Genomic DNA, 15,388 nt, shown 5'->3' with positions numbered 1-15,388 from the left:
CAATTGACGAGACAATTGAAATGACCAAATCGCCGCGCGCCTTCGATCATGTCGACACCTGGGTGTTCGACCTCGACAACACGCTGTATCCGCATCACGTCAATCTGTGGCAGCAGGTCGATGTCCGCATCCGCGACTTCGTGGCGAATTTCCTGAAGGTCACGCCGGAAGAAGCCTTCAAGATCCAGAAGGACTATTACAAGCGCTACGGCACCACGATGCGCGGCATGATGACCGAGCACCGCATCAGCGCCGACGATTTCCTCGCTTATGTGCACGAGATCGACCACTCCCCGCTGGAGCCGAACCCCACCATGGGCGCGGCCATCGCAAAACTTCCCGGCCGCAAGCTGATCCTCACCAATGGCTCCGTCGCCCATGCCGGCGCCGTGCTGAAACGTCTCGGTTTCGCCGACCAGTTCGAAGCCATCTTCGACATCGTCGCCGCCGAACTGGAGCCGAAGCCGGCCCAGCGCACCTATGACAAGTTCTTGCGCGACCACGGCGTGAACCCGGCGAAGGCAGCCATGTTTGAAGACCTGTCGCGCAATCTCGTGGTGCCACACAGCCTGGGCATGACGACGGTGCTGGTGGTGCCGGACGGCGCCAAGGAGGTGGTCCGTGAGGACTGGGAACTGGAAGGCCGCGAGGACGTGCATGTGGACCATGTCACGGATGATCTGACGGGATTTCTGGTGAAGATGAATAAGGGGCGGTGAGCCCCCCCTTGTCGTCACCCGGCTTGACCGGGTGACCCAGTAAACACCGCCAGCAGTGCCAGAGCCGGACCGCCGCCGCATACTGGATCACCCGCTCCAAGCGCGCAATTGCGCGCCAGGGCGGGTGATGACAAGTGGAGTTTCAGGCTCTGTTCTTGACTCCCCGCCCCCAAATCCCGACAAAAGCGCCAACTTTCCACTCTATCGCCCAAGGACCGCCCCATGTCGCATTCCGCCCTCGAATCCATCATCAATGCCGCCTTCGAAGCGCGCGACACCGTCAATGCATCGACCAAAGGCGAAGTCCGCGAATCCGTCGATTACGCGCTCGATTTGCTCGACAAGGGCGAAGTCCGCGTCGCCACCCGTGGCGATGATGGCAAGTGGACCGTCAATCAGTGGCTGAAGAAGGCCGTGCTGCTGTCGTTCCGCCTCAACGACATGACCACCATTGCCGGCGGCCCCGGCGGCGCAGCCTGGTGGGACAAGGTGCCCTCGAAGTTCGAAGGCTGGGGCGACAATGCGTTCCGCGACGCGGGTTTTCGCGCGGTGCCGGGCGCCATTGTCCGCAAGTCGGCCTTCATCGCCAAGAACGTCGTGCTGATGCCGTCTTTCGTGAACCTCGGCGCTTACGTCGATGAGAGCTCCATGGTCGATACCTGGGCCACCGTCGGCTCCTGCGCCCAGATCGGCAAGCGTGTGCACATCTCGGGCGGCGTCGGCATCGGCGGCGTGCTGGAGCCGCTGCAGGCCGGCCCCGTCATCATCGAGGATGACTGCTTCATCGGCGCCCGTTCGGAAGTCGCTGAAGGCGTCATCGTCCGCAAGGGCGCGGTGCTGGCCATGGGCGTGTTCCTGGGCGCATCCACCAAGATCGTCGACCGTGCCACCGGCGAAGTGTTCGTCGGCGAAGTGCCGGAATATGCCGTGCTGGTCCCGGGCAACCTGCCGGGCAAGCCCATGAACAATGGCGAGATCGGCCCCTCCACCGCCTGCGCCGTGATCGTCAAGCGCGTCGACGAGCGCACCCGCTCGAAGACCTCGATCAACGAACTGCTGCGCGACTGATCTGCACACGGGCGGCTTGCGCAACAGGCCGCCCGACGCTCCCTGCTTCGAACCATCGCCCGCCAGCCACGACACACTCCTGCACGCGCAACGCGACCGGAGTGAGCAGATGGGTTTCCGAGGATTTTGGTTCGGCTTCGACGGCCGCATTGGCCGCGCCAGATACTGGCTCGCATTGCTGACCTATTGCTTGGCGATGTTCATCTTCATCCTGGCCGTGGCATCATGGCTCGGCGACGGTCGCGGCCGGACGTCGGTCGTGCTCGGTGGCTTCGTGCAGATCAGCGGCCAGCCACATTATGGCCTGCTGTCGTGGTTTCTCACGCTCCTGTTCAACGTGCCGATGGTCTGGTCTTTCGCGGCGACCTCGGTGAAACGCTTTCATGACCGCAACAAGAGCGGATGGTGGCTGATTCCGCTTGCCGCCGTTCCGCTCGCATTTGGCCAGTTCGGCGACATGCTCGACGACGGCTACTTTGCGCGCGCATTGCAGCTTCTGACTTGCGCGTTGCTGCTCTGGCTGTTCGTCGAAGGCTACTGCCTGCGCGGCACCCGCGGGCCAATCGATACGGCCCCGACCCACTGCCCAAGACCCGGCGTGGCGCGATCTTCGCCTGATCAAAGCTGGCCCGGAACCCGGCACCCATGATATGCGGTGGGCATGACTGACGCCCTTTCCATCGCCCGCGATCTCATTCGCTGCCCATCCGTTACCCCTGCCGAAGGCGGCGCGCTCGCTATGCTCGAGCGCCTGCTCGGCGATGCCGACTTCACCGTCCATCGCGTCACATTCAGCGAGGACGGCCACGCCGATATCGAGAACCTCTATGCCCGCATCGGCACCGAGGCGCCGCATATCTGTTTCGCCGGCCATACCGATGTAGTCCCACCCGGCGATGAGGCGGCATGGAGCCACGGCGCCTTTGCCGGCGAGGTGAAGGACGGTCTGCTCTATGGCCGTGGTGCCGTGGACATGAAGGGCGGCATCGCAGCCTCCGTCGCTGCGACGCTCGACCATCTGGCTGCGAACGACGGCAGGCCCAACGGCTCGATCTCCTTCCTCATCACCGGCGATGAAGAAGGCGTCGCCGTCAATGGGACGATCAAGCTGCTCGCCTGGGCCGCCGAGCGCGGCGAAAAGTTCGATCACTGCATTGTCGGTGAGCCCTCGAATGTCGAGGCGATGGGCGACACCATCAAGATCGGTCGCCGCGGCTCGCAGTCGGGCACGCTGGTGGTGGAAGGCGTGCAGGGCCATGTCGCCTATCCGCATCGCGCCTCCAATCCAGTGCCGGACATCGCCGCGCTGATCGTGGCGCTGAGCAATGATCCGCTCGATCAGGGCAATGCGCAGTTCCAGCCGTCCAATCTCGAATTCACCTCGGTGGATGTCGGCAACACCGCCAGCAACGTCATCCCGGCGCAGGCGAAGGCGAAATTCAACATCCGCTTCAACGATCACCACACGCAGGAGAGCCTGCGTTCGCTGATCGATGCGCGCGTCGCGGCAGCAGCCGGTAATCGCATCAAGGCGCATGTGATCTGGGAGCCGAGCAATTCGGACTCCTTCGTCACCAAGCCCGGCGCCTTCACGGATACGGTCGTCGCCGCCATCAAGGATGTCACCGGCCGCGTGCCCGATCTCAACACCGGCGGCGGCACGTCGGATGCGCGCTTCATCAAGAACTACTGTCCGGTCATCGAATTCGGTCTCGTCGGCCAGACCATGCACCAGATCGACGAGCGCACGCCTGTCGCCGATCTCGAGCAACTCACAAAGATCTATCGCGGCGTCCTGGATCGGTATTTCGCATGAGCGACGGCATTTTGGTTCTCACCGCCCTCGACAGCGAACTGGATGTCGAGCGCGCGCCGAAAGGCTTTCGCGTCGTCTTCACCGGCGTCGGCAAAATCAACACCACCATCGCGACGCTGGCTGCGATCGTCGCCGAGAAGCCAAAACTGATCGTGAATTACGGCACCGCCGGCAAGCTCAACAGCGCGCTCCATGGGCTTGTCGAGATCAGCGACGTGATCCAGCGCGACATGAATGCCGAGCCGCTGGCCCCGCGCGGCACCACGCCCTATTCGCCGGAGCTGGATCGCCTGACGTCAGGTCGCGACGGTTTCATCTGCGGCACTGGCGACAGTTTCGTTACGTCCGCCGATCCGTGGCTGGTGGCCAACAAGGTCGATGTGGTGGACATGGAGCTGTTCGCCATCGCGCAGGTAGCACTGCGCCACGACATTCCCTGGCGCGCGTTCAAATTCATCACCGATGACGCCAATGATGCCGCGCATGAACATTGGACGGCGAATGTCGCCAACGGACAGGACCTGTTCTGGGACGCGATGAAGGGTGTGAGGGCTTAACTCTCACTGTCGTCGCCCGGCTCGACCGGGCGATCCAGTAAACGCCGATATCTCGGCTCAAATTGCATCGCCAGTGTTTACTGGATCACCCGCTCCAAGCGCGCAATTGCGCGCCAGGGCGGGTGATGACAGGCAGAGATCAGTAATCCACCTTCGCCAGATACAGCCCGTCCGGCGGTGCCACGATCCCACACGCGGCGCGGTTCTTCGCTTCCAGCGCGGCACTCATGTCGTCCGGCGTCCAGCGGCCGTGGCCGACCCACACCAGCGAGCCCACCATCGAACGCACCTGGCTGTGCAGGAACGACCGCGCCGAGGTGCGGATCGTCACCGCCTCGCCGTCCTGATCCACATCGAGTTGATCCAGCGTGCGGATCGGCGATTTCGCCTGGCATTCGGTATCGCGGAACGTCGTGAAATCATGCCGGCCGAGCAGCCGCTTGGCGCCTTCGCGCATGAGCGCGACATCGAGCGGCTTCGGCACGCGCCACACATGGTTCAGGCCGATGGCGAGATTGGCGCGGCGATTCGCGATCCGATAAATGTAGTGCCGCTTCACCGCCGAGAAGCGCGCTTCGAAATCATCCGCCACCACGTCAGCGGACAGCACCGCCACCGGATGCGGGCGCAGATGCGCATTCATGCCGTCGCGGAAGCGGCCGGACACCAGGATCTTCGGCACATCGCAATGCGCGACTTGTCCCAGTGCATGCACGCCGGCATCGGTGCGGCCGGCGCCATGGACACGGATCGGCTCGCCGCAGATCGCCTCGGCGGCGCGCTCCAGCGCGCCCTGCACGGTCAGCGTCGCATCAGTCTGCACCTGCCAGCCCGAGAACGGCGTGCCGTCATATTCGATGATCATTTTGTAGCGCGGCATCAGCCCACCCGCATTGGGGGCTTCAACGCCGTGCCGCGCAAAAATTCGTCGGGCTTCATCGCCTGCTTGCCGGCGCGCTGCAGTTCGAGGATGCGGATGGCGCCGTCGCCGCAGGCGATGGTGAGACGATCATCGAGCAGATCGCCCGGCGCGCCCGATCCGCTCGCCAGCGTGCAGCGGAGAATCTTCAGCCGAACGACCTCGCCCTCGACATCCGCCTCGCACCACGCGCCCGGAAAAGGCGACAGGCCATGGATGTGCCGCAACACCGCGCGGGCAGGCTTCGACCAGTCGATCCTGGCCTCGGCCTTGTCGATCTTGGCGGCGTATTCGACGCCCTGCTCGCTCTGCTTCACAAGCTGCAGCCCGCCGCGATCGAGCGCACCCATGGCACGCACCATCAGATCGGCGCCGAGCGGCGCCAGCGCATCATGCAGGTCCATCGCCGTCATGCTATCGGTGATCGGCAGGCGCTCGGCCATGGCGACATCGCCGGTGTCGAGGCCGACATCCATCTTCATCACCATGACGCCGCTCTCGGCATCATCCGCCATGATGGCCCGCTGCAGCGGCGCGGCGCCACGCCAGCGCGGCAGCAACGAACCATGGAGATTGAAGCAGCCCAGCGGCACGGCATCGAGAATGTTCTGCGGCAGGATCATGCCATAAGCGACGACCACGGCGGCATCGGCATCGAAGGCACGGAATTGCGTCTCGGCCTCTTCGGTGCGCAGCGTCTTCGGCGTCAGCACGGGAATGCCGAGCCGCTCCGCCTCGCGCGCCACCGGCGTCGGCTGCAGTTTCATCCCGCGTCCGGCGGGCTTCGCCTCGCGCGTATAGACGGCCACGATCTCATGGCCGTGGGCCACGAGTTCGAGCAGCGTCGGCACGGCGAAATCCGGCGTGCCCATGAAGATCAGACGAAGCGACATTGGTGGCTTCCTAAAGCGCCGTCATGGCCGGGCTCGTCCCGGCCATCCACGTCTTTGCTTGAGTCAAGACGTGGATACCCGGCATGCGCCGGGCATGACGGAGAAAAGCGATCAGCCCACGCGCTTGGCGATCTTCGTGAACTTCTTCATCACGCGATCACGCTTGAGCTTGGAGAGATAATCGACGAACAGCACGCCATTGAGATGGTCGATCTCATGCTGGATGCAGGTCGCGAACAAGCCGCTCGCGTCCTCTTCCACGGTCTTGCCGTCGAGATCGAGATAGCGGATGCGCACGGTCGCCGGGCGTTCCACTTCCTCGTAATATTCCGGGATCGACAGGCAGCCTTCCTCATAGACCGAGAGCTCTTCCGATGCGGAAATGATCTCCGGATTGATGAAGACGCGCGGCTGCTTGCCGCCTTCCTCGTCATCCTTCTTGGCGAGATCCATGGTGATCAGACGCAGCGGAACCGCGATCTGGATCGCCGCCAGCCCGATGCCGGGGGCGTCATACATGGTCTCGAACATGTCGTCGGCGAGCTTGCGCACCTCCGAGGTGACGGTCTCGACAGGTTTGGAGATCAGCCGCAACTGTTTGTCCGGCAGGATGATGATTTCACGAATGGCCATGGCGGGCGATTTAATCTGCGCGTGTTGCGCGGTCAATGCGCGGATCGAGCTGTTGCAGAACACCGGTTTAACAGAATGGTAACCGTGTTTGTTAGGTGTCTGTTAACCAAGATTGTTAGGCTTTGGTTAGCCATATGTCTCTGTCATTCGGCCGGCGCCACGTTCTTTTTTTGTTCCTGAATCAGCGGTGGAGGCGCTATGACCCCTCACGCGCCGTCATCATTTCCGACATCTCCCGCGCCGCTTGCGTCAGATAGCGCTCCTTGTGCCGCAATTGCACGAAGCGCCGTGTCGGCAACGCGGCATCGACCGCCACCAAGTCCCCACTGGCGATGCGCGCCGCCGCCACCAGCCGCGACATGATGGTCGCCCCGGCGCCGGCCGCCACCGCCGCGCACACGGCTTCATTCGATGGCAGCTCCATCGCGATGCGCAGCCGGTCCGCCGGCATGTTCGCGGTCAGGATCGCCTGCGCGATCGCCCGCGTGCCCGAGCCCGCCTCGCGCAGCACCCAGGCACTGTCGGCGAAATCCGCGCCCGTCACGCGCGCCGCCTCCGCCCAGCGATGCGCGCGACCGACCACCAGCACCAGCTCGTCATCGCCAACGGTCTCAACGGCGAGCGCGCCGTCATCGACATCGCCCTCGACCACACCGAGATCGACCTCGCCGTCGCGGACCCAGCTCGCCACCTGCTCGGTATTGCCGATGCGCAGATCCAGCGCGATGCCGGGGAAGCGCTGGCGATAGTGCGCCAGCAGCGGCGGCAGAAAATAATTGCCCACGGTCTGGCTCGCGGCGATCGCCAGCGAGCCGCGCGACATGCCGGCGAGATCGGTCAGCACCGTGGTCGCCGCCGCGGCGCGGGCCAGCACCGCACGCGCCTCGACAAGAAAGGCGCGGCCGATCTCGGTGAGCTCGATGCGACGACCGACGCGGTGGAACAGCTTTGTCGCATAGCGCGTTTCCAGCGCCGCGATGGCGGCGCTGGTGGCGGATTGCGTGAGATGCAGACTCTCGGCCGCGCGCGTCATGTGCTCGTGTTCGGCAACGGCGACAAAGATCCGAAGCTGTTCGAGCGTCATGACATCTCCATCAACCGATCAGTTTCACCAGCGCGAGGCTGAAGCACGCAATGAACAGGAAGCTCGCTGCACCGAGCAACAGCGGGCGCAGGCCTTTGGCGCGCAGCTTGCGGATATCGGTCTCCAGCCCCATCGCTGCGAGCGCCATGGTGAGCAGGAAGGTCGTCAGCGGCACGATCACCTGCATCGCCTCGTGCGGAATGCTGACGAGGCTGTTGACGATCACCATCGCCACGAAGCCGAAGGCGAACCATGGCAGCGGCGGCTTCGCCGCGCCCGCTTCCGCGCCCTGCGCGCGGGCGCGGCGCGTGGCGAGCACGCCGAGCGCGATCACCATCGGCGCCAGCATCATCACGCGCGACAGCTTTGCGATGGTGCCGAATTCACCGGCGTCGCGGCTCTGCTGGAAGGTGGCGGCCACCACCTGCGCGATTTCATGAATCGAGGCGCCGGCCCACAGGCCGAAGTGATGGGAATCGAGCAGCAGCGGCGCGGCCAACAGCGGATAGGCGAACATCGCCACCGAGCCGAACAGTGTCACGCAGGCCACGGCATAGGCGACATCCTCGTCGCCGGCGCGCGTGACAGTGTTGGTAGCGATCACAGCGGAGGCGCCGCAGATCGAGGTGCCCGCGGCGATGAGCTGGGTCAGTCCGCGCTCGACGCCCATCACGCGGCCAAGCCAGGTGGTGAAGGCGAAGGTGGCGACCAGCGTTGCAGCGATGATTGCGAGGCCCGAGCCACCAACGGCCAGCAATTGCGCCGCCGTGAGCTGCAGCCCGAGGAGAATAATAGCGAAACGCAGCACGCGCCGCATGGTGAAGGTCACGCCGGGCTTTGCGATCGCCGGGGTGCCAAGCGTGTTCTGCAGCGTGATGCCCATGCCGATGGCCAGGATCATCGGACTGACGATGCCGGCATAGGGGATTTCGCGTAAGCCAAAGGCCACGCCGGCAATGGCCGCAGTGAGGGCGAGCCCAGGAAGAACAGCGAGGCTGCGCGCAGCCTGCGGGCGCGTGGGGTGCGCATGGTCAGCAATCACGGTCATGGGCCAAACTCCTGTTTGGCCACACCATCATGCCGCGATGACGATAAATCTAATTGATTATTTCGGTCGATTCAATCGAGATAGACGATTGATTGGGCCATCGCCTCCTCAAGAGTCGCACAGTCCCTTCTCCTCTCCGGGAAGAGACCGCGCGCCCTTTAGCGCGGGTGAGGGGCAATCGCGGGCGACGGAGCTTATGGAAGCCCCCTCACCCGGATCGCAAGTGCGATCCGACCTCTCCCCGGTGGGGAGAGATAACCGAGCTAATTGGCCGGCATTGGCGGCACTGGCAGGGCCGTCACCGACTTAATCTTCTCCATCGCAAAGCGCGACGTCACATTCTTCAGCGCCACGGCGCTGATGAGCTTCTTGTAGAACACGTCATAGCTCTGCATGTCCGCGACCACGACGCGGAGCATGTAATCGACGTCGCCGGCCATGCGGTAGAATTCCATCACCTCCGGCATGGCGCTGACCGCATCGGCGAATTTCTTCAGCCAGGCATCGGAATGGTCAGAACTCTCCACCGAGACGAACACCGAGATGCCCAGCCCGATCTTGTTCTGATCGACCAGCGCGACCCGGCGCAGGATCACCCCATCGGCCTCGAGGCGCTGGATGCGCTTCCAGCACGGCGTCGAGGACAGGCCGACCCGATCGCCGATTTCGGCGACGGACAGCGAAGCGTCTTCCTGCAGGACCGTGAGGATCTTGCGGTCGATCGCATCGAGGCGGCGGGTGGATTCAGTGGCGGTGTCAGCGACATCGGTCATGAGAAGAACTTTGTTCTAATTGAAGGTCAGAATAACCTCATATATGGAACAATCTTCTAAATCAAGGCGAGACGATTTCGTTTGAAGGATGGGTTGTACGTAGCGAAAACCCATCGCCCAATGTGTCGGAACAGCAGGTTTTCACTCCGGCACCGCGTGCCTTCATTCAACCCACCCGATGTTTCAGCTCAACGCGCCGACTTTCGAGTCCCGCAAAAGCTGTTCAACTTCAGCACGTTGCGGGCAGGCAAAGGCGCCGCCATAGCGCGTGCACTTCAGTGCAGCTGCCGCCGACGCGAAGCGCAGCGCCTCCGGCACCGTCTTTCCGGCCGCAAATTCCAGCGCGAAGGCGCCGTGGAAAATATCACCTGCCCCGAGCGTATCGACCACATGGACCGGGAAAGCCGGGGTTTCCTTCGGGGCGCCGTTTTCGTCGAGCCACAGCGTGCCCCGCGGCCCGCGGGTCACCGCGAGGAAGGACGGTGTCAGCTTCGACAGCTTCTGCAGGGCTTTCAAACTGTCGTGGATGCCGGCGGTGGATTGCAGGGCGTCATCCGAGAAAATCAGATGCGAGGACGCATTCAGCAGGCCTTCATGCTGCGAGATCGTGCTGTCGATATCGACGACAACGGGAATGCCGCGATGGCGCGCCTCGATGCACAGATCGGTGGCGAAGCCGGCACAGCGGCTTTCGATCAGGATCGCGTCGCAATCCTTCAACAACACGTCATGGGCGGGCAGCTTCACCTTCCACAATTCGGGATCGCGGAAGGTGACGATGGTGCGCTCGCCGGTGGGATCGATCATCACCGCCGAGATCGGCGTCACCAGCCCCGGCATATGCACGAGATGCGAGGAGTCGATATGCTCCTTGTGAAGATCGTCGAGCAGGAACTGATCCGACGTTTCGCTCTTGTCGCCCATCGGACCGGTCATCACAGCCTTGCCGCCAAGGCGGCTGACGCCGATGGCCGCGTTCAGCGCGTTGCCACCGATGATCTGCGCGAAGCGCTGGGAAGGAAATTTCTGGCCGCGACCGGGCACGGATTCGACGGCGAAGGTCAGGTCGCGCACAGGCAGGCCGATGCACACTACGCGCTTGGGCTGGTCAGTCATGGAAATCCCCGTTGGTCCGGAGCATGATCCCGAAAAGTAGATACCGGTTTTCGGATCAGATCATGCTCCAAAAAAGCCTATTCAAGCTTGGTCGGGATGCAGCCACCGTCCAAGCAGATGATGCGCGATGGCGAATGGATGCGGTCCTGCGAGCCCGTCCGGGTGCTCGCGCTTCCACATCAGCATCGCCTCGTCACGGTCAAACCACCGGGCGTCTTCGAGTTCCATTTTGTCGATAACGATTTCGTCGGTCAGCGCCCGCGCCGAGCAGCCGATCATCAGGGATGACGGATAGGGCCAAGGCTGCGTCATGTAATAGGTGACATCGGTGCAGCGAATGCCGGATTCCTCGAATATCTCGCGCTTGACGGCATCCTCGATGGTCTCGGCGGCTTCGACGAAGCCGGCGAGGCATGAATACATGCCGGGTGCGAACTGCTTCTGGCGGCCGAGCAGGCACTTGTCGCCCTTTTCCACCAGCATGATGACGACGGGATCCGTGCGCGGGAAATGCTCGGTCTTGCAGGTCGGGCAGACGCGCTTCCAGCCGCCTTCGGCCATGGACGATTTCGCCCCGCAATTGGCGCAGAAGCCATGGCGCTGATGCCACGACACCATGGACTTCGCTTGTGCGATCGCCGAGAGCTGATCGGGAGGCACCACGCCTTGCATGGCCATGCCACGCAGTTCGGACACAGCAACATCCTCACGACCGACCAGCTTTTCAGCGGCCTGCGCCGAGATGCCCATGCCGAACACCGCCGCGCCATCGCGCAGGCCGAGGAAGATGGTGCCGGGATTGGCGCCGAATTTCACGGCCTCATCGATGGAGAGCAGCGCGCGAACATTGTCGCCGTCCTTCTTCATCACCAGCGAGTCACGATAGATCACGTAAGCGCGGCTGTCGCTCTTGTTTTCCAGAGCAAACAGTTTCTCGTCATTGAAACGCAGATGCGCCGCACGATCGAGCGTGTTGGAGATGAAGGCCGGCTGGCCAAGGGGAAACAACTTGCTTGTCATGTGATTCAACCGAGCCAGATCTTGCGACGGAGTTCCGAGATGAAACGCTGCACTTCTTCGGCATCATGGGCGAGCGGTGGCATCACGCCCCAGATCGGGCGCGGCCAGGCTGCATCGGTCTTGCGACGCGCGATGATGTGGACGTGAAGCTGCGGCACGACATTTCCAAGCGCTGCGATATTCAGCTTGTCGCAGCGGGTGACCTCTTTCAGCGCACGCCCGACGCGATTGATCTCGGTCATGAGCTGCGCCTGCGCGACCTCGTCGAGGTCGATGATGTCGATGATGTCGGGGCGGCGCGGCACCAGCATGAGCCAAGGATAATGCGCATCCTTGACCACCAGCACGCGGCTGAGGGGCAGATCGCCGATGTCGATAGTGTCTTGCTGAAGCTGCGTGTGCAGCTCGAAGGAGGGAGTGGTGGCCATTCGGTCTCTCGATTTTAACGCGCAGCGTCGCAGGAAGTGGCCGCGCGGACAACTCCGTGGTGCATGCTTTTGCTGATATCCGCCACGATTTCTTGCGGCAGGACGAGGCAAATCTGGAGGCAAACTTGCGGCACGCGCTGCGCTTGCTTTCCGGCCGGTTTGGCCCCAAATAGGCACCGGGAGATTGGCGGTGGACGAGCCACTCGCCAATCGGGTCAGGACCGGAAGGTAGCAGCCCTAACGAGATCCGGATCGGGTCGCTCGTCAGTCTCCTACTTGTTTTATCGAGCAAATTTGGCACTCAGTGCTTGATTTTGCCCGGTGGACAGGCGGTATCCCGGCAGGAACCCGGCTCGGTGTCCAGTCGGTCGATCCGCCCGATGTTCCGCAACCCGGCTTTACGAGAAGATAGATTGCGGATTCCTCGATGACCGATGCTGGCATGTCCCCTCCCGATGACGACACCCAAGCCGGTTTCGAAATGGCTGCGCCCGCAGCAGCAACGCCTTATCGCGTGCTTGCGCGAAAATACCGCCCCGGAAATTTCGACGATCTGATCGGCCAGGAAGCATTGGTCCGCACCGTCTCGAATGCGTTTGAGACTGGTCGCATTCCGCAGGCCTGGATTCTCACCGGCGTGCGCGGGGTCGGCAAGACGACCACGGCGCGCATTCTGGCGCGGGCGCTGAATTACGAGATGGCCGATGGCTCGGTGAAGGGGCCGACCATCCAGATGCCGACCCATGGCGTCCACTGCAAGGCGATCATGGAAAGCCGGCACATCGACGTGCTGGAAATGGATGCCGCGTCGCATACCGGCGTCGATGACGTCCGCCAGATCAATGACAGCGTGCGCTATGCGCCGACCTCCGCGCGCTACAAGGTCTACATCATCGACGAAGTCCACATGCTGTCGACGGCGGCCTTCAACGCGTTTCTGAAAACGCTGGAGGAGCCGCCGGAGCACGCCAAATTCGTGTTCGCCACCACGGAAATTCGCAAAGTCCCGATCACGGTGCTGTCGCGCTGCCAGCGTTTCGACCTGCGCCGTGTCGATGCCGACGTGCTGATGCAGCACCTGTCCAACATCGCGGGTAAGGAAGGCGTCGAGGTCGAGTCCGAAGCGCTCGGCATCATCGCGCGCGCTGCGGAAGGCTCGGTGCGCGATTCGCTGTCGCTGTTCGATCAGGCGATTGCCCATGCCGCCGGTCTCGTGAAGGCCGATGCGGTCCGGCAGATGCTCGGCCTCGCCGATCGCACCCGCGTCATCGACCTGTTCGATTCGCTGGCGCGCGGCGATATCGCGGCGGCCTTCAAGGAATTCCGCGAGCAGTATGATGTCGGCGCCGATCCCGTTGTGGTGCTGAGCGATCTCGCCGAATTCGTCAATTTCGTCACCCGCGTCAAAATCGTGCCGGCCACCGCCGACAATGTCGCCTTCGGTGAAACCGAGCGTCTGCGCGCTCGCGACTTCGCGTCGAAACTGTCGATGCGCGTGCTATCGCGGATGTGGCAGATGCTGCTCAAGGGCATCACCGAAGTGCAGGGTGCGACACGCCCCGCCGCCGCGGCCGAAATGGTGCTGGTGCGCATCGCCTATGTCGCCGACCTGCCGACACCGGATGAAGCCATCCGCATGATCGAACAGGGCGGCGGTTCGTCGCCCGTGATCGGCCAAGGGAATGGCAATGGCGGCGGCCGGGCCGCTCCGATGCTGAACGCGCCATCTGCGCAGTCCTCCGTGCAAATGCCATCCGCAATGCCGCCTTCGGCACCGACCATGAGCGCGCCGCGTGGCCCGACCATGCAGCGTGGCAATGCCGAGCCGATGCCGCGACCGCAGGTCCGCATGGCCGAAGCTGCGCCGGTGACGGTGCGGAAAATTTCGACCTATCCTGAATTGATCGCATTGGCCGGCGAGAAGCGCGACCTGATGGTGCGCGGCGCGCTGGAAGCCGATGTGCGGCTGATCCGGATCGAGGATGGCCGGCTCGAACTCGCGATGGAGCGCACCGCTGCGCGCACCCTGATCAATGATCTGGCGCGAAAACTGGAAATGTGGACCGGCCGCCGCTGGGCCGTGATCGTGTCCAACGAACAGGGCCAGGCGACGGTCCGCGAGCAGATTGCCGAGCAGAAGAACGAACGCCAGCGCATCGCCGAGGCCGATCCACGCGTGCAGGCGGTGTTTGCGAAATTCCCTGGCGCCAAGATGGAAGTGCGCTTGCTCGCACCTGAAATTCCGGAAGGCGACGACGACGCCCTGATTACCGATGACGGCGCCGATCCCGGCGACGATGATTAAACAAGCATGATCCGAAAAGTGGATACCGCTTTCGGGATCAGATCATGCGCAAATTAAAGGAAAATCCATGGCTGACTTTCTCGGCATGATGAAGCAGGCGGCGCAGCTGCAGTCGAAGATGAAGGCGATGCAGGAAGAGCTCGACCATGTGGAGGTCGAGGGCATTTCCGGCGGCGGTCTTGTTTCGGTGCGCATGACGGCGAAGACCGAAGTGAAGGCCGTGAAGATCGATCCGTCGCTGGTGAAGCCGGAAGACGTCGAGATCCTCGAGGACCTGCTCGTCACCGCGCTCGGCGATGCCCGCCGCAAGGCGGAAGCCGCCATGCAGGAGAAGATGCAGTCGCTGACAGGCGGCCTCGGCCTGCCACCGGGGATGGGCCTCGGCTAACCAGAGGCTTGGCTAAATGGCCTCCGTTGCCGGACCTGAAATCGAGCGCCTGATCCAGTTGCTGGCGCGCTTGCCCGGACTCGGGCCGCGCTCGGCGCGGCGGGCAGCGCTGCATCTGATCAAGAAGCGCGACGCACTGATGACGCCGCTGGCCGGTGCACTACAACTGGCCATCGATCGCGTGCAGGTCTGCAAGGTGTGCAGCAATATCGACACGCAATCGCCATGCACGATCTGTACGGATGCGCGGCGCGATCCGACGACCATTGTAGTGGTCGCCGATGTCGCCGATCTCTGGGCGCTGGAGCGCGCCAATGCCGCGCCGGGGAAGTATCATGTGCTCGGCGGCACGCTGTCGCCGCTCGATGGCGTTGGTCCGGGTGACCTGACCATCGATGCGCTGGTGGCGCGGGCGCATGAGCCAGAGGTCACTGAAATCATCCTGGCGCTGAACGCGACCGTGGATGGACAAACGACAGCACATTACATCACCGACCTTCTTCAGGAGGCCAATGTGAAAGTCACCCGCCTGGCGCATGGCGTGCCGGTGGGCGGCGAGTTGGACTACCTCGATGAAGGCACGCTGTCGGCGGCGATGCGACAGCGCACACTGTTCTAAAG

The 15,388-nt window shown here is 63.2% G+C and carries 17 protein-coding genes and 1 other RNA gene; 9 read left to right on the top strand and 9 right to left on the bottom strand.

Annotated features, from left to right (window positions below; translation table 11 throughout):
- Window positions 1-20 precede the first annotated feature (20 nt).
- The 5 genes from RPMA_RS04750 to RPMA_RS04730 all read left to right on the top strand — a co-directional run bounded on the left by RPMA_RS04750 (window position 21) and on the right by RPMA_RS04730 (window position 4,160).
- On the top strand, window positions 21-719 hold the full coding sequence (locus RPMA_RS04750) for a pyrimidine 5'-nucleotidase (RefSeq protein ID WP_211911767.1): 699 nt from the start codon (window positions 21-23) through the stop codon (window positions 717-719).
- A 222-nt stretch (window positions 720-941) separates the two neighbouring features.
- Window positions 942-1,787 carry a 2,3,4,5-tetrahydropyridine-2,6-dicarboxylate N-succinyltransferase gene (gene dapD, locus RPMA_RS04745; RefSeq protein ID WP_211911766.1) on the top strand — a complete coding sequence of 282 codons (846 nt, stop codon included), beginning with the start codon at window positions 942-944 and terminating at the stop codon, window positions 1,785-1,787.
- A gap of 109 nt (window positions 1,788-1,896) precedes the next feature.
- Window positions 1,897-2,436, top strand: a complete 540-nt coding sequence (locus RPMA_RS04740; RefSeq protein WP_211911765.1) for a DUF805 domain-containing protein — start codon at window positions 1,897-1,899, stop codon at window positions 2,434-2,436.
- A gap of 12 nt (window positions 2,437-2,448) precedes the next feature.
- Window positions 2,449-3,603, top strand: a complete 1,155-nt coding sequence (gene dapE, locus RPMA_RS04735; protein ID WP_211911764.1) for a succinyl-diaminopimelate desuccinylase — start codon at window positions 2,449-2,451, stop codon at window positions 3,601-3,603.
- Window positions 3,600-4,160 carry a phosphorylase family protein gene (locus RPMA_RS04730; RefSeq protein WP_211911763.1) on the top strand — a complete coding sequence of 187 codons (561 nt, stop codon included), beginning with the start codon at window positions 3,600-3,602 and terminating at the stop codon, window positions 4,158-4,160. The genes dapE and RPMA_RS04730 overlap by 4 nt, the downstream gene beginning before the upstream one ends.
- A 139-nt stretch (window positions 4,161-4,299) precedes the next feature.
- Here RPMA_RS04730 and truA read toward each other — a convergent pair whose 3' ends face one another.
- The 9 genes from truA to RPMA_RS04685 all read right to left on the bottom strand — a co-directional run bounded on the left by truA (window position 4,300) and on the right by RPMA_RS04685 (window position 12,074).
- Complete coding sequence (gene truA / locus RPMA_RS04725; RefSeq protein ID WP_211911762.1) at window positions 4,300-5,040, bottom strand: tRNA pseudouridine(38-40) synthase TruA; 741 nt, start codon at window positions 5,038-5,040, stop codon at window positions 4,300-4,302.
- Window positions 5,040-5,972 (bottom strand): methionyl-tRNA formyltransferase, encoded by a 933-nt coding sequence (fmt, locus tag RPMA_RS04720; RefSeq protein WP_211911761.1) that lies wholly within the window; start codon window positions 5,970-5,972, stop codon window positions 5,040-5,042. The genes truA and fmt overlap by 1 nt, the downstream gene beginning before the upstream one ends.
- A gap of 111 nt (window positions 5,973-6,083) precedes the next feature.
- Window positions 6,084-6,605, bottom strand: a complete 522-nt coding sequence (gene def, locus RPMA_RS04715) for a peptide deformylase (protein WP_211911760.1) — start codon at window positions 6,603-6,605, stop codon at window positions 6,084-6,086.
- Window positions 6,606-6,801: 196 nt separating this feature from the next.
- A complete protein-coding gene (locus RPMA_RS04710; RefSeq protein WP_211911759.1) occupies window positions 6,802-7,689 on the bottom strand; it encodes a LysR family transcriptional regulator in 888 nt (295 codons plus the stop codon).
- A gap of 10 nt (window positions 7,690-7,699) precedes the next feature.
- A complete protein-coding gene (locus tag RPMA_RS04705; RefSeq protein WP_211911758.1) occupies window positions 7,700-8,737 on the bottom strand; it encodes a YeiH family protein in 1,038 nt (345 codons plus the stop codon).
- A 263-nt stretch (window positions 8,738-9,000) separates the two neighbouring features.
- Window positions 9,001-9,510, bottom strand: a complete 510-nt coding sequence (locus RPMA_RS04700; RefSeq protein ID WP_211911757.1) for an Lrp/AsnC family transcriptional regulator — start codon at window positions 9,508-9,510, stop codon at window positions 9,001-9,003.
- A gap of 183 nt (window positions 9,511-9,693) precedes the next feature.
- On the bottom strand, window positions 9,694-10,626 hold the full coding sequence (locus tag RPMA_RS04695) for a sugar kinase (RefSeq protein WP_211911756.1): 933 nt from the start codon (window positions 10,624-10,626) through the stop codon (window positions 9,694-9,696).
- A gap of 81 nt (window positions 10,627-10,707) precedes the next feature.
- Window positions 10,708-11,646, bottom strand: a complete 939-nt coding sequence (gene nudC, locus RPMA_RS04690; RefSeq protein ID WP_211911755.1) for an NAD(+) diphosphatase — start codon at window positions 11,644-11,646, stop codon at window positions 10,708-10,710.
- A gap of 5 nt (window positions 11,647-11,651) precedes the next feature.
- Window positions 11,652-12,074: an HIT domain-containing protein gene (locus tag RPMA_RS04685; protein WP_211911754.1), complete on the bottom strand. Its 423-nt coding sequence runs from the start codon at window positions 12,072-12,074 to the stop codon at window positions 11,652-11,654.
- A gap of 179 nt (window positions 12,075-12,253) precedes the next feature.
- Here RPMA_RS04685 and ffs point away from each other — a divergent pair.
- The 4 genes from ffs (at window position 12,254) to recR (ending at window position 15,386) form a co-directional block, all read left to right on the top strand.
- Window positions 12,254-12,350, top strand: an RNA gene (ffs, locus tag RPMA_RS04680) — signal recognition particle sRNA small type.
- A gap of 151 nt (window positions 12,351-12,501) precedes the next feature.
- On the top strand, window positions 12,502-14,379 hold the full coding sequence (locus tag RPMA_RS04675) for a DNA polymerase III subunit gamma/tau (protein ID WP_211911753.1): 1,878 nt from the start codon (window positions 12,502-12,504) through the stop codon (window positions 14,377-14,379).
- A 67-nt stretch (window positions 14,380-14,446) separates the two neighbouring features.
- On the top strand, window positions 14,447-14,767 hold the full coding sequence (locus RPMA_RS04670) for a YbaB/EbfC family nucleoid-associated protein (RefSeq protein WP_211911752.1): 321 nt from the start codon (window positions 14,447-14,449) through the stop codon (window positions 14,765-14,767).
- Window positions 14,768-14,783: 16 nt separating this feature from the next.
- On the top strand, window positions 14,784-15,386 hold the full coding sequence (gene recR, locus RPMA_RS04665) for a recombination mediator RecR (RefSeq protein WP_211911751.1): 603 nt from the start codon (window positions 14,784-14,786) through the stop codon (window positions 15,384-15,386).
- The last annotated feature ends 2 nt before the right edge of the window (window positions 15,387-15,388 follow it).

The organism is Tardiphaga alba (assembly GCF_018279705.1).
In the GTDB taxonomy this organism is placed as follows: Bacteria; Pseudomonadota; Alphaproteobacteria; order Rhizobiales; family Xanthobacteraceae; genus Tardiphaga; species Tardiphaga alba.
This window is presented reverse-complemented; position numbering and strand designations above follow the sequence as displayed.

Excerpts from the sequence above, each read along its gene's own strand:
- RPMA_RS04750 (WP_211911767.1), top strand. The coding sequence starts at position 21 with ATGACCAAATCGCCGCGCGCCTTCGATCATGTCGACACCTGGGTGTTC.
- dapD (WP_211911766.1), top strand. The coding sequence starts at position 942 with ATGTCGCATTCCGCCCTCGAATCCATCATCAATGCCGCCTTCGAAGCG.
- RPMA_RS04740 (WP_211911765.1), top strand. The coding sequence starts at position 1,897 with ATGGGTTTCCGAGGATTTTGGTTCGGCTTCGACGGCCGCATTGGCCGC.
- dapE (WP_211911764.1), top strand. The coding sequence starts at position 2,449 with ATGACTGACGCCCTTTCCATCGCCCGCGATCTCATTCGCTGCCCATCC.
- RPMA_RS04730 (WP_211911763.1), top strand. The coding sequence starts at position 3,600 with ATGAGCGACGGCATTTTGGTTCTCACCGCCCTCGACAGCGAACTGGAT.
- truA (WP_211911762.1), bottom strand. The coding sequence starts at position 5,040 with ATGCCGCGCTACAAAATGATCATCGAATATGACGGCACGCCGTTCTCG.
- fmt (WP_211911761.1), bottom strand. The coding sequence starts at position 5,972 with ATGTCGCTTCGTCTGATCTTCATGGGCACGCCGGATTTCGCCGTGCCG.
- def (WP_211911760.1), bottom strand. The coding sequence starts at position 6,605 with ATGGCCATTCGTGAAATCATCATCCTGCCGGACAAACAGTTGCGGCTG.
- RPMA_RS04710 (WP_211911759.1), bottom strand. The coding sequence starts at position 7,689 with ATGACGCTCGAACAGCTTCGGATCTTTGTCGCCGTTGCCGAACACGAG.
- RPMA_RS04705 (WP_211911758.1), bottom strand. The coding sequence starts at position 8,737 with ATGACCGTGATTGCTGACCATGCGCACCCCACGCGCCCGCAGGCTGCG.
- RPMA_RS04700 (WP_211911757.1), bottom strand. The coding sequence starts at position 9,510 with ATGACCGATGTCGCTGACACCGCCACTGAATCCACCCGCCGCCTCGAT.
- RPMA_RS04695 (WP_211911756.1), bottom strand. The coding sequence starts at position 10,626 with ATGACTGACCAGCCCAAGCGCGTAGTGTGCATCGGCCTGCCTGTGCGC.
- nudC (WP_211911755.1), bottom strand. The coding sequence starts at position 11,646 with ATGACAAGCAAGTTGTTTCCCCTTGGCCAGCCGGCCTTCATCTCCAAC.
- RPMA_RS04685 (WP_211911754.1), bottom strand. The coding sequence starts at position 12,074 with ATGGCCACCACTCCCTCCTTCGAGCTGCACACGCAGCTTCAGCAAGAC.
- RPMA_RS04675 (WP_211911753.1), top strand. The coding sequence starts at position 12,502 with ATGACCGATGCTGGCATGTCCCCTCCCGATGACGACACCCAAGCCGGT.
- RPMA_RS04670 (WP_211911752.1), top strand. The coding sequence starts at position 14,447 with ATGGCTGACTTTCTCGGCATGATGAAGCAGGCGGCGCAGCTGCAGTCG.
- recR (WP_211911751.1), top strand. The coding sequence starts at position 14,784 with ATGGCCTCCGTTGCCGGACCTGAAATCGAGCGCCTGATCCAGTTGCTG.